Here is a 12,402-nt window from a genome sequence, read left to right on the forward strand (position 1 = left end):
GCGCGGCCGGCCGTCCCGCGGCCGGCACCGCGTCCACGATCCCGCCCGGGCCCGGGTGGGCGCCCCGCGCCCACCCGGGCTCAGTGCACGGTCCAGGTGTATCGGTCCCCGCCGACCCAGCGCACCACGTCGGGGTCGTCCAGGTCGTGGACCGTGATGCCGAACGCGGCGGCTGTCTCCAGGACGTCCGTGACGCCCCGCGCCTCGCCGACCACTTCGCCATCGATCTCGACGATGCGGAAGGGCGGGTGTCCCGGCTGCACCCGGAGCACCATGATCCGCGGCTGGGAGATGTGGGGGCTCGCGATTTCGGTCATGTCTCTCAGCGTAGATCGGCCGGGTCGCCGAGGGGGTTCGGGAACGGGCCGGGAGCGGTCAGTCCCGGCGTCCGTCGAGCAGGTCCAGCACGGCCTGCTCCACGGCGCCCTGGGTGGCCGGCCGCCCGAAGTCCCCGTGCTCGCCCAGCCGGGTGAGCGCGGGCGCGATCGTGATCCCCTGGTCGAACAGCTCGAAGACCATCGGGTCGATGTAGGAGGCCCGGCACACGGCCGGCGTGTTGCCGAGGTAGTGGCTGACCTCCCGCACCGCGCGCGCCGCCTGGCGGCGCCGGGCCGCCGCGGTGGCGCGGGCCCCCTCGGCGGTGACCGACAGGGCGACCGCCGCGAAGACGGTGGCGTGCCAGGTGCGGAAGTCCTTCGCGGTGATGTCGGTGCCGGACAGCCGGCGCATCGCCTCGTTCAGGTCCGCGCCGTGCAGCTCGTGCCAGGACCCGCCCTCCCAGTACGCCAGCAGCCGCGGACCGCCGCGCGGGCGGCGCAGCAGGGCCCGGACGACCGCGTGCGCGTCCTCGTCGACGAGCGCCCGTACGAGTTCGATGCCGCCCTTGGCCGGATAGTCGAAGGCGATCTCGCCCTGCCCGCAGTGGACGTGCTCGCGCAGCATCGTGGTCAGGCCGTACGTGCCGTTGGCCTCGGTGTGCCGGTCGCTGCCGATGCGGAAGAAGCCGAGGTCGAGCAGCCGGACCGCGCAGGCCGTGACCCGGGCGCGGCTCAGCCCGCGCCCCGCGAGGTCGGCGGCCACCGCCTTGCGCAGGTCGGGCAGGGCCCGGGCGACCTCGCGCACGTGCTCGTGCTTGGCCTGGTCCTGCCGGGCGCGGAACGCGTCGTGGTACCGGTACTGGCGGCGCCCCGCGTCGTCGGTACCGACGGCCTGCAGGTGGCCGTTGGGCCAGGGGCAGATCCACACGTCCCGCCATGCGGGCGGGATGACCAGGGCACGGATGCGGGCGAGCTGCTCCGGGTCGGTGAGCGGCTCGCCGTGCTGGTCCTCGTAGCGGAAGCCGCGGCCGTGCCGGCGCCGGCGGTACCCCGGGCCGTCGCAGGAACTCGTTCGTAGTCTCATGGCTGGTGACTGCCGGTACCCCTGCGGTGACGGCGCAAACGCGGGTGCGCGCCGTGGGGTCATGGGGAACCCTGGTGGCAGGAGTGACCAGGAGGTGGCGATGGACCCCGTGGAGGCGCTGGACCGGATCGCCTTCCTGCTGGAGCGGTCGCTGGCGCCGACGTACCGCGTCCGCGCCTTCCGCACGGCGGCCCGCGTGCTGGCCGCGCTGCCGGACGACGAGGTCGCCGAGCGCGCCGCCGCCGGGACGCTGGAGTCCCTGAAGGGCGTGGGCCCGAAGACCGCCCAGGTGGCGAGGGAGGCGCTGGCCGGAGGGGTGCCGTCGTACCTGGAGAAGCTGGAGGGCGAGGCCGGCCGGCCGCTCACGGAGGGCGGTCGGGCACTGCGGGCGCTGCTGCGCGGCGACTGCCACGTGCACTCGGACTGGTCCGACGGCGGCAGCCCGATCGAGGAGATGGGCCGCGCGGCGGCCGCGCTGGGGCACGAGTGGGCCGTCCTCACCGACCACTCCCCCCGGCTGACGGTGGCGCGGGGGCTCTCCCCGGAGCGGTTGCGCCGGCAGCTGGACGTGGTCGCGGAGCTGAACGCGACGTGGGCGCCGTTCCGGCTGCTGACCGGCATCGAGTGCGACATCCTCGACGACGGCTCGCTCGACCAGGAGCCGGAGCTGCTGGAGCGCCTGGACGTGGTCGTGGTGTCGGTGCACTCCAAGCTGCGCATGGACGCCCGCTCGATGACCCGGCGCATGGTGGCAGCGGTGCGCGACCCGCACGCCGACGTGCTGGGGCACTGCACGGGACGGCTGGTGACCGGGCGGGGACGGCCGGAGTCGTCGTTCGACGCGGACGAGGTGTTCGCCGCGTGCGCCGGGTCCGGGACCGCGGTGGAGATCAACAGCCGTCCGGAGCGGCTGGACCCCCCGCGCCGGCTGCTGCGCCGGGCCGTGGACGCGGGGGTGCTGTTCTCCGTCGACACCGACGCCCACGCGCCCGGCCAGCTCGACTGGCAGGTGCTGGGCTGCGCCCGCGCCGAGGAGTGCGGGGTGCCGCCCGAGCGGGTGGTGACCACCTGGTCGGCCGAGCAGCTGCTCGCCTGGACCCGGGAGGGCCGGGTGCCGGCCGACGTGGCCGGCGGCTGACGTGGTACCCGCACCCCGGCGGCGTGCGCGCCGTGGGAGAGAGGATCACACCTGCTGTCCTCGCTGGCGGAGAGCCCGTTCGGCGCGTGACGGACCCGGCGGGCGGCGCGGTGACGCACGTCACCCGGGACCGGACCCGGCCGGGGAACACCGATGGGTGGTTCTCCGTTGAACCGACCGTGGGTGCGGACGGGACAGTGTCCCCGGGCCTCACCTCCTGCCCACAGGGACGATCGTTCGGCTGAAGCCCTGTGGAGCGTCTCGCCGAGAGGCGACCGCCGTGCGCGCCCACCACCAACCGCCCCGACCGCGGCACCCCCCCCCGCCCCGGTCGGGGCTTCTCCATGTCGACTTCGTCGGCCTCGTCGACTTCGCGGGCTGCGTTTGACTTCGAGAGCACTTCAATCCGTAGCGTTCAGGGCATGGACAACAGCGTCACGAACAGCAACGGCACGGACGACGGCCGCACCCCCCAGCACCGGATCGGTTCCGGGTTCGGCGCCACCAGCACCGCCGACGACGTCCTGCGGGGCGTCGACCTCACCGGGAAGCTGGCGGTCGTCACCGGCGGCTACTCCGGCCTCGGCCTGGAGACCACCCGCGCGCTCGCCGGGGCCGGCGCCCACGTCGTCGTCCCGGCCCGCCGGCCGGACGCCGCCCGGGAGGGCCTCGCGGACCTCGGCGGCGCCGTCGAGGTGGACGAGCTGGACCTCGGCGACCTGACGAGCGTGCGGGGCTTCGCCGAGCGGTTCCTGGCCGGCGGCCGGACCGTGGACGTCGTCATCGACAGCGCCGCGATCATGGCGTGCCCCGAGACCCGGGTCGGACCGGGCTGGGAGGCGCAGTTCGCGACCAACCACCTGGGGCACTTCGCCCTGGTCAACCTCCTGTGGCCCGCCCTCGAACCGGGCGGCGCCCGCGTCGTGTCGGTCTCCTCGCGCGCCCACCACTTCTGCGGCATCCGCTGGGACGACGTGCACTGGCGGCACGGCTACGACAAGTGGGGGGCGTACGGCCAGGCCAAGACGGCCAACGCGCTCTTCGCGCTGCACCTGGACCGGCTGGGCCGGGACCGGGGCGTCCGGGCGTTCTCGCTGCACCCGGGCGGCATCCTCACCCCGCTGCAGCGGCACCTGCCGAAGCAGGAGATGGTGGACCGGGGCTGGATCGACGAGGACGGCACCCCGCTGAACCCGCAGGGCTTCAAGACCCCGGAGCAGGGCGCGGCGACCCAGGTGTGGGCGGCGACCTCCCCGCGGCTGGACGGGATGGGCGGGGTCTACCTGGAGGACTGCGACGTGGCCGAGCCGGCCGTCGAGGGCGACTCGAGCGGCGGGGTGCGGGACTGGGCGACCGACCCGGAGCAGGCGGCCCGGCTGTGGGCACTGTCGGCTGAACTGACGGGGGTGGACGCGTTCGCCGCGTAGCGGTGGGGCCGGGTGGCCGTGTGCCGGGTGGCCGTGTGGGCGAGTGCCACTTGGGCTATTGCCGCGTGGGCGACCGCCTCCGGTCCCGTCCGGTGCGTGCGGTGACCGGCGGCCGGGGTACTCGGTCGGCTCCGCAGGGGCGGCGCGGGGGGCGACCCCGGTCGCCGGGGAGCAACGGGAGGAGACCGACGTGAGCGGCAAGGTGGTCGTCACGGGTGCCACCGGCAACGTGGGCACGAGTGTGGTGCGCCTGCTGTCGGAGGACCCGGACGTGGAGTCGGTGCTGGGACTGGCGCGGCGGATGCCCGACTGGTCGCCCGCGAAGACCGACTGGGCGACGGTGGACCTGTCGTCCGAGCAGGCCCAGCTGGCGGGCCTGCTGGCGGGCGCCGACGCGGTCGTGCACCTGGCGTGGGCGTTCCAGCCGACGCACGACCCGGCGGCGACTTGGCGCACCAACGTGCTCGGCAGCATGCGGCTGTTCGAGGCGGTCGCGGCGGCCGGCGTGCCGGTGCTCGTGCACGCCTCGTCGGTCGGCGCGTACTCGCCGGGGCCGAAGGACCACGCAGTGGACGAGTCGTGGCCGACGCACGGCTGGCCGGACGCCGCGTACTGCCGGGAGAAGGCGTACCTGGAGCGGGCGCTGGACACCTTCGAGCGGGAGCACCCCGAGGTGCGGGTGGTGCGGATGCGGCCGGCGTTCCTGTTCAAGCGGGAGTCGGCCAGCGAGCAGCGGCGGATCTTCGGCGGCCGCTTCCTGCCGGGCCAGCTGGCCCGCCCCGAGCTGCTGCCCTTCCTGCCCGACGTCCCGGGCCTGCGGGTGCAGGCGCTGCACACCGACGACGCGGCCGAGGCGTACCGGCTGGCCGTGCACACGGACGTGCGCGGCCCGTTCAACCTGGCGGCCGACCCGCCGGTGGACGCCCGGCTCCTCGGCGAGCTGCTGGACGCCCGCCCGGTCCGCCTGCCCCGCAGCGCGGCCCGCTCGGCGATCGCCGCCGCCTGGGGCCTGCACCTGCTCCCCGCCTCCCCGCACCTCTTCGACGCGGTCCTGCGCCTGCCCCTGATGGACTGCACCCGCGCCCGCGTCGACCTGGGCTGGAGCCCCCAGCACGAGGCGACGGACGTCCTCAAGGAATTCCTGGACGGCTTCCGCACGGGGGCGGGGGCGGAGACGGCTCCTCTGCGGGGGCGCAAGGTGGGCTAGGCCAGGGTCTGCGACGCATCCCGTCGCAGCCGGACGCGCCGCTGCCGGTGGCTTCTTCCACAGCCACCGGCAGCGGCGCGTTCGCCGTGTTCTCCCGGAGCGCTCAGCGCGTCCGGGGTCCTCCCGGTCGGTTCCTCAGTCGGCGGGCTCGTCCGGCGTCGGGTGCTCCTCGTGGACGGTGGCCGACTGCGGGGCGCCCCGGCGGCCGGTGCCGGCCTCGTCGGTGTCGGGGACCGCGGTGTCGGCGCCGGTCTCGTCGTCGTCGGTCGGCTGTCCCGAGGTGGTGCGCTCGGCCTGCTCCTGGGCGCGGGCGGGGCTGCCCTCCCAGGGGTCCTCGCGCGCGTCCGCCTGCTGGTCGGGCAGGTCGCGCGGCACCGGGGTGCCGTTCTCACCAGGACCTTCGAGGCGGTGGTCGACCACGGCCGGCTCCCTTCGCGTCGTCCGCACACCGTGCGCGGCACGGCGACCCGAGGCGGAGATCGCCCGGGCGCGACGCGAGTACCGCACGGTCGCGGCCCGAAACCCCCAGTGGGGCCCGGTGACCGGCGGGGCCCCGTACGCGCCCCCGCTCAGTGCGTGGCCCGCTCCTCCAGTACCGTCCGCCAGACCGGGGTCGGGCCCGTGGGGACCGGGTCCGGGCGGCGGCCGCCGCGGGCGAAGAAGTCGGCGAGCGGGAGGATCGCGGCGCCGACCGTGACGGCGTCGGGTCCGAGCCGGCCGAGGTCGACGGTGACCTTCTCCGCCGGGTGGCGCAGCGCGTACGACCGCGCGTGCCGGCGTACGGCGGGCAGGAAGCGGGTGCCCAGCTGGAGGCCCGCCCAGCCGCCGATGAGGATGCGTTCGGGCTGGAAGAGGTTGATCAGGTCGGACAGGCCCGCGCCCAGGTACTCGGCGGTCTCCTCCAGGACGGCGAGGGCCACCGGGTCGGGCGCGCCGCCGTCGGCCGGGTAGGCGGCGGCGAGCATCGCGGTCAGCGCGGTCTCCTCGTCGGTGTCGCGCGGCGGGCGTCCGCCCTCCTCGCGCCAGCGGTCCAGCAGCGCCTCGGCACCCGCGTACGCCTCCAGGCAGCCGAGCGCGCCGCACCGGCAGCGCCGGCCCCGGACGCGGACGGTGAGGTGGCCCCACTCGACGGCCCGGCCGTGCTCCACCTCGGGGGTGACCAGGCAGGCGCCGACACCGGAGCCGAACAGCACGACCACCGCGTTGCGGGCGCCGCGGCCGCCGCCGAACCACATCTCGGCCTGGCCGAGCGTCTTGGCGCCGTTGTCGATGAAGTACGGCACGGTGCCCGGCAGCTCGGACCCCTCGCGCAGCAGCGCCTCCAGCGGGACGGCGTCCCAGCCGATGGTCTGGCCGTGCACGACCGCGCCACGCTCGGCGGTGCGCTCGACGATGCCGGGGACGCCGATGCCGACGCCCAGCAGCCGCTCGGGGGCCACGCCGGCGACGGCCAGCACCTCGGCGATGCCGCCGCGGATGTGGCCGACGATGCCCTCGACCTCGTAGCGGCGCTGTTCCAGCGGGCGCTCGGCGCGCGCCAGTTCGGTCAGGGTGAGGTCGAACAGTTCGATCCTGACCCGGGTCTCGCCGACGTCCACGCCGATCAGGTGTCCGCTGCCGGGGGCGACGCGCAGGAGCGTGCGGGGCCGGCCGCCGTCGGAGTCGACGCTGCCGGCCTCCTCCACCAGCCCGTCCCCGACCAGGTCGGCGACCACATTGCTGATGGAGCCCGAGCTCAGGCCGGTGGCCGGGCCCAGCTCGAAGCGACTGAGGGGGCCGTCGAAGTAGAGCCGTTGGAGGACGGCTGTGCGGTTGGCCCGCCTGAGATCGCGTACCGTACGCCCGTTCCGCCCCGTCATGTGGCTCCCTTCCGCACCCGCCCGACCTGCAACATACCGCCCCGGAGGCGATCCGCGCGACTTTCTTCCAACCCTTAGTTCACGATGTGAGCTAAGGGGATGGGGCGGAAGGGCCAGTTCACCGCCGTGATCGAGGGAGGGCGAGGCCGGCCGCGGACGGAAATTCGGTGGCCCCACGGGCCCCCGATCCCTAGCCTGGAGCCCAAACCTAGACCCCCTAGGTTTCTCACGACGAGCACCGAACGACTACCCCGGAGGCCCCCCGTGCGCCCGCTCACCGAGCAGGAGATCCGCGACTCCTTCATCAACTGTTCCAAGGGGGAGGCCAAGCGCCTCGCGGTGCCGCGCGATCTGGACGAGCGCCCCTGGGACGACCTGGACTTCCTCGGCTGGCGTGACCCGGGCGCGCCCGACCGCAGTTACCTGGTGACCGAGCGGCAGGGCCGGCGCGTCGGCGTGACCCTGCGCTTCCCCGCCTCGCAGCGCGGCTTCCTGCACCGCAGCATGTGCTCGCTGTGCCTGACCACGCACCCGGGCGGCGGCGTGTCGCTGATGACCGCCCGCAAGGCCGGCGCGGCGGGCCGCGAGGGCAACTCCGTCGGGCTGTACATGTGCACGGACCTGGCCTGTTCGCTCTACGTGCGCGGCAAGAAGGTCCCGGAGAGCGGCGGGCGCTTCGAGGAGAGCCTCACCCTGGAGGAGCAGATCGCCCGCACCACGGGCAACCTGGCGGCCTTCGTCGAGAAGTTGTACGCCTGAACCGGCCGGTCCGCGCCCTCCGGTGCACCCCGTCGTGGCCCGCGCCGGACGGCTCCGCCGCTGGTGCGGGCGGGTTCGAACCCCGTCGACACGTTCGAGCCACCGGATGAGCGGGAACAGGCCAAGGGATGTCCGATGCACGTGAGGAAGCCCCGCCGCTGGAGCGGCTGCTGAAACGGCGCCGGGACCCGGTGGTGGTCCAGGCCCTGCGGTCCGCCTTCGCGGCCACCGTCGCCTATGTCGTCGCCCTCCGGCTGAGTCCCGAGGCCGCCCCGCTGACCGCTCCCCTGACCGCCCTGCTGGTCGTCCAGGTCACCCTCTACGCCACGCTCACCAACGGCATCCGCCGGGTGAACGCGGTGGTGGCGGGTGTCCTCGTGGCGATCGCCTTCAGCCTGCTGGTGGGGCTCACCTGGTGGAGCCTCGCCCTGCTCATCGTGGCCGCGCTCGGCGTGGGCCACCTGGTCCGCGTCGACGAGTACGTGCCCGAGGTGGCGATCAGCGCGATGCTGGTCCTCGGGGTCACCGCGGTCGGCGACTACGCCTGGGCGCGGGTCGTGGAGACCCTGATCGGCGCGGTCGTGGGGCTGAGCTGCAACCTGCTGCTGCCGCCGCCCGTGTGGGTGGACGAGGCCGGTGAGTCGATCGAGGACCTGGCCCGGCGGGTGCGGCAGCTGATGCTGCGGATCGGCGAGCAGGCCGGGGGCCGTACGCCCCCCGAGGTGGCCGCCGCCCGGCTGCACGAGGCCCGCCGGCTCGACCACGACATCGCCGAGGTGGACGCGGCGCTGCGGCAGGCCGAGGACAGCCTGCGGCTCAATCCGCGCGTCCGGGAGGGCGTGCTGCACCGGGTGGTGCTGCGCACCGGCCTGGACACGCTGGAGATCTGCACGGTCGTGCTGCGGGTGCTGGCCCGTTCGCTCACCGACCTCGCCAAGGAGCGCGAGCCCGAGCCGCTGTTCCCGCGCGAGACCGGGGAGGTGGTGGAGGCGCTGCTGTCCGAGGTGGCCGACGCGGTGGTCAGCTTCGCGGTGCTGGTCACCACGCACGTCAGCCTGAACGCCGACGCGGCCGAGGCCCGGCTGGCCAACGAACTGCACCAGGCCGCCGCCACCCGCGACAAGCTGGCCCAGATGCTGCTCGAACGGCTCCAGCACGACGCCCGCCAGTGGCAGCTGCACGGCGCGGTGCTCACCGAGGTCAACCGGATCATCGACGAGCTCGACACCGAGCACCGCTCGCAGCGCCTGCTGGAGGAGCTGGACCGCTCCACCCGCGAGCAGCGCGAGCGCCTGCCGCGGCTGACCGCGCTGCGGGGGCGTCTTTCCGGCCGGCCCTGGCGGAACCGCCGGCGGTCGGCGCATCGTTCTAGGTGAGGAGCCGTCCGGACGTCGCCGCCGGCGCGGACGGACACGCCACGGCACGGGCCGTGCGGAACGACGAGGGGGACGCGGATGACCGACAGCACCGTACGCATCGACGGGAACACGCTCCGGCTGCCGGGCGGGGTGGCGGTGCGGTTCGTGCGCACCCTGCGGCTGCCCGAGACGGGCACCCACCCGCTGCCCCCGGGCCTGGGCGAGTTCCCCGTCCGCCGCGTCACGGACTACCCCGACACCGCGCCGGCCGACTGGCTCGCGCGCGGGGGCGTGATGCTGCCGGTGTACCTGCGCGAGGCGATGTGGCTCAGCTTCGCCGGGAGCACCGAGCCCGCCGCGCTCCAGGTCGGCGTCGGCAAGGTCTGCGCGGTCTCCGGCAAGCCCTGGAGCGACCGGCTCTCGCGCCGCCCCCAGAACTACGTGGTGCTCCCCCGCCAGCCGTGGCTGGACGGCATCAACTCCGGCAAGGGCACGGTGCGCCAGTTCGTGGCGGTGCCGCTCGGGCTGGGCGCGACGGTCGAGGGCCAGGTCACCGGCGAGGAGGTCTGGGGCGGCGTCCAGCTCCAGACGTTCCCGCTGAACGAGGTCCGGCTCGCGGAGTGGCGCGAGGCGCAGCGGCGGCTGGAGGAGCAGCGGCGCCGGTCGGCCTCGCGGTTCACCGGGTACGGCGCCCCGCCGGTCACCGGCGCGATGCCCGCGCCGATGGCCGCCCCTGGGGCTGCTCCCATGGCCGCGCCCGGGGCGGCGGGGGCCGCGCCCCGGGCCGCCGCGGCGATGGGGCTCGGCGTGGGCGGTTCGATGCGGCAGGAGGTCTACCAGGACGAGCGGTCGCCGGCGGACTGGGCGGCACGGCCCGCCGGGCGGGTCTTCGTGCACCTGGTGACGCCGCCGGAGTGGCGCCGCATCACCGGCGAGGCACCGCCGCCCTCCCCCGTCGACCGCGCGGCGTACACCCGGGCGGGCCTGCCCTGGTTCGACTACTACGACGAGGACGGCCGGGACCTCGACCCCACCGACACCCTGGGCACGGTCAAGCCGGTCGGCGACTGGCTGGGCGACGACCTCGACCCCTGGGCGCCGCCCGCGCCGCACCAGGTGAAGCCGATCCCGCCGGGCCGGCCGGTGACGGACGGGGACTGGTAGCGCCCGGCGCGCCCGGGGGTTCGTGCGGCGTGCTTTTGCCTCCGGCGCGCCGTCCGCGTCAAGGTGGTCGTCACACGAGCGACCGGCGACGACGCGAGGTGCGGGCATGACGGGTGGGACGGACGCGGTACGCGCGCGGTGGAGCAGGCGCCGCTTCGTCGGGGCGCTCGGCGCCGCGACGGCGGGCGGCGCGCTGGCCGGCTGCGGCGACGGCTCGTCCGGGGCGGCGGCACCGCCCGCGTCGGCGCCGGGATCCGCGTCCGGCTCCCCGGCGCCGTCCGCCGGCCGGGACGGCTCCGCCGGGTCCGCGCCCGCCGCCTCGCCCACCGCGTCGTCGGGGGCCGCCGCGCGGCCGCTCTTCATCGGCACCTACACCTCCGCCGAGGGCGGTGGCCGGGGCATCGGCCTGGCCGCCTACGACCCCGGGTCGGGGCGGATCACCGGCACCGGGACGCTCACCGGCATCCCCGACCCGTCGTACCTGGCCGTGCACCCCGACGGGCGGACGCTGTACGCGGTGAACGAGCGCGAGCGCGGTGCGGTGACCGCCGTACGGATCGGGGACCGGAAGGTCCTCGGCAGCCGCCCGACCGGCGGTGCGCAGCCGTGCCACCTGTCGGTGCACCCGAGCGGCCGCTGGCTGCTGAGCGCGGACTACGGATCGGGCACGGTGGCCGTGCACCGCGTCGAGGCCTCCGGCGCGCTGGGCGGGCGCACCGCGCTGGTCCGGCACACGCGGCCCGCTCCCGGGCCGGGGCAGCAGGGGCCGCACGCGCACCAGGTCGTCACCGCGCCGGACGGCGGGCACGTCCTCGCCGTGGACCTCGGCACGGACACCGTCTACAGCTACCGCCTGGACGACGCGGCCGGCACGCTCACGGAGGTCGCGCAGGCGCACACCCGGCCGGGTGCGGGGCCGCGGCACCTGACGTTCCACCCGGGCGGCCGGTACGCGTACCTGGCCGACGAACTCGACGACACGGTCGCGGTCTGCGCCTACGACCCGGGGACGGGCCGGCTGACGATCGGCGCCCCGCAGTCGACCGGGTCGGGCAAGAAGGGGGCGGGCACCAACTACCCGGCGCAGTTCGTGGTGTCGCCGGACGGCGCCCACGCCTTCCTCGCCAACCGGGGGGCGAACACCCTCGCCCGGTACGCGGTGGAGGCGGACGGGGCCCGGCTGCGGCTGCTCGGGACGGTGCCGGTGGCCGGGGACTTCCCGCGGCAGCTCGCGCTGGCACCCGGCGGGCGGCTGCTGTTCGCGGCGAACCAGCGCAGCGGCAGTGTCAGCGTCTTCCACGTGGACCCGGCGGACGGTGGACTGCGGCTCGCGGGCGAGCCGTTCCCGTCACCGGTCGCGGTCTGTGCGCTGCCGCTGTAGGGCCTGGCGGCAGGACGCGGCGCTCGCCTGGTCGAGCAGCACGTGCATCCGCTCGGCGAGCTGTCCGGTGTCGTCGGCGGGGCGGTGGAAGGGCAGGCGTACGTCGCCGTGGCCGCGCAGGCGCTCGATGCGGAGGGTGAGGCCGTGCCGGTCGACGGCGAGCGGCCGGACCCGGACGGCGCCGTGCAAGCTGTCCTGCCCCACGAGCCGGGTCAGGCGCTCGACGGCGTCGGGATGGGCGTCGGCGAGGTGGGTGAGCAGGTGCGCCTCGGCGGTGACGTGCGGGTCGGGCGCGGCCGCGGCGAACTCCTCGGGGCCGACGACGACGGCGCCGGAGGGTTCCTCGAGCACGATGCGGGTGGGGTGCAGCGCGAGGCGGTCGCCCTCGGGGGTGAACCAGCCGGCCAGCCAGAGGCGGGCCCGCACGCGGTGGCGCACCGGGACGGGGGCCACGTCGGCGAACTCCAGCACGGCGTGCGACTCGCCGCGCGGGGCGCAGAGCGCGGCGGCGCGCAGGGCGCTGTCCGGCCCCGGGGCGAGCAGCACGCGGCCGTCGTCGGTGACGGTGTGCGCGCCGACGAACTCCTCGCGTGCGCCGTCGGCGGTGACCGCGCAGGACCAGGCGGCCGCCAGGACCGACCGGGCCCGTTCGGCCGTGGCAGGCATGGCCGACCAGCTCTGACTGACACCCATCCCATTCCTCCTTAG

Annotated in this window: 12 protein-coding genes; 7 read left to right on the forward strand and 5 right to left on the reverse strand. The window is 75.6% G+C overall.

Annotation, left to right across the window (positions count from 1 at the left end):
• Positions 1 to 80 precede the first annotated feature (80 nt).
• Both AQJ30_RS13040 and AQJ30_RS13045 read right to left on the reverse strand, forming a co-directional pair.
• Positions 81 to 317: a hypothetical protein gene (locus AQJ30_RS13040; protein WP_067232988.1), complete on the reverse strand. Its 237-nt coding sequence runs from the start codon at positions 315 to 317 to the stop codon at positions 81 to 83.
• 58 nt (positions 318 to 375) lie between these two features.
• The gene (locus AQJ30_RS13045) at positions 376 to 1,401 is read right to left on the reverse strand and encodes a DNA topoisomerase IB (RefSeq protein ID WP_067232991.1); all 1,026 of its coding nucleotides are present in this window, start codon (positions 1,399 to 1,401) and stop codon (positions 376 to 378) included.
• Between the two features lie 100 nt (positions 1,402 to 1,501).
• Between AQJ30_RS13045 and AQJ30_RS13050 the strand changes: the two genes are divergently transcribed.
• The 3 genes from AQJ30_RS13050 (at position 1,502) to AQJ30_RS13060 (ending at position 5,173) form a co-directional block, all read left to right on the forward strand.
• A complete protein-coding gene (locus AQJ30_RS13050) occupies positions 1,502 to 2,539 on the forward strand; it encodes a PHP domain-containing protein (protein WP_067232992.1) in 1,038 nt (345 codons plus the stop codon).
• A gap of 422 nt (positions 2,540 to 2,961) precedes the next feature.
• Positions 2,962 to 3,966 carry an SDR family NAD(P)-dependent oxidoreductase gene (locus tag AQJ30_RS13055; protein ID WP_067232996.1) on the forward strand — a complete coding sequence of 335 codons (1,005 nt, stop codon included), beginning with the start codon at positions 2,962 to 2,964 and terminating at the stop codon, positions 3,964 to 3,966.
• Positions 3,967 to 4,156: 190 nt separating this feature from the next.
• Entirely contained in the window at positions 4,157 to 5,173 is a 1,017-nt protein-coding gene (locus AQJ30_RS13060) for an SDR family oxidoreductase (RefSeq protein ID WP_067233000.1), read from the forward strand.
• A gap of 135 nt (positions 5,174 to 5,308) precedes the next feature.
• Here AQJ30_RS13060 and AQJ30_RS13065 read toward each other — a convergent pair whose 3' ends face one another.
• The gene (locus AQJ30_RS13065) at positions 5,309 to 5,593 is read right to left on the reverse strand and encodes a hypothetical protein (RefSeq protein WP_067233003.1); all 285 of its coding nucleotides are present in this window, start codon (positions 5,591 to 5,593) and stop codon (positions 5,309 to 5,311) included.
• Positions 5,594 to 5,742: 149 nt separating this feature from the next.
• Positions 5,743 to 7,032 (reverse strand): ROK family protein, encoded by a 1,290-nt coding sequence (locus AQJ30_RS13070; protein WP_067233005.1) that lies wholly within the window; start codon positions 7,030 to 7,032, stop codon positions 5,743 to 5,745.
• A gap of 264 nt (positions 7,033 to 7,296) precedes the next feature.
• Here AQJ30_RS13070 and AQJ30_RS13075 point away from each other — a divergent pair, with 264 nt between their 5' ends.
• The 4 genes from AQJ30_RS13075 (at position 7,297) to AQJ30_RS13090 (ending at position 11,694) form a co-directional block, all read left to right on the forward strand.
• Entirely contained in the window at positions 7,297 to 7,791 is a 495-nt protein-coding gene (locus tag AQJ30_RS13075) for an FBP domain-containing protein (protein WP_067233009.1), read from the forward strand.
• Positions 7,792 to 7,919: 128 nt separating this feature from the next.
• Positions 7,920 to 9,167 (forward strand): FUSC family protein, encoded by a 1,248-nt coding sequence (locus AQJ30_RS13080; protein ID WP_067233011.1) that lies wholly within the window; start codon positions 7,920 to 7,922, stop codon positions 9,165 to 9,167.
• A 78-nt stretch (positions 9,168 to 9,245) separates the two neighbouring features.
• The gene (locus AQJ30_RS13085; RefSeq protein ID WP_067233013.1) at positions 9,246 to 10,313 is read left to right on the forward strand and encodes a hypothetical protein; all 1,068 of its coding nucleotides are present in this window, start codon (positions 9,246 to 9,248) and stop codon (positions 10,311 to 10,313) included.
• 106 nt (positions 10,314 to 10,419) lie between these two features.
• Positions 10,420 to 11,694 carry a lactonase family protein gene (locus AQJ30_RS13090; protein ID WP_067233015.1) on the forward strand — a complete coding sequence of 425 codons (1,275 nt, stop codon included), beginning with the start codon at positions 10,420 to 10,422 and terminating at the stop codon, positions 11,692 to 11,694.
• On the opposite strand, the gene AQJ30_RS13095 is transcribed toward AQJ30_RS13090, so the two are convergent.
• Positions 11,662 to 12,387, reverse strand: a complete 726-nt coding sequence (locus AQJ30_RS13095) for a DUF2470 domain-containing protein (protein WP_067233017.1) — start codon at positions 12,385 to 12,387, stop codon at positions 11,662 to 11,664. The genes AQJ30_RS13090 and AQJ30_RS13095 overlap by 33 nt on opposite strands.
• Positions 12,388 to 12,402: the final 15 nt, after the last annotated feature.

This window comes from Streptomyces longwoodensis, assembly GCF_001514125.1.
GTDB lineage: Bacteria > Actinomycetota > Actinomycetes > Streptomycetales > Streptomycetaceae > Streptomyces > Streptomyces longwoodensis.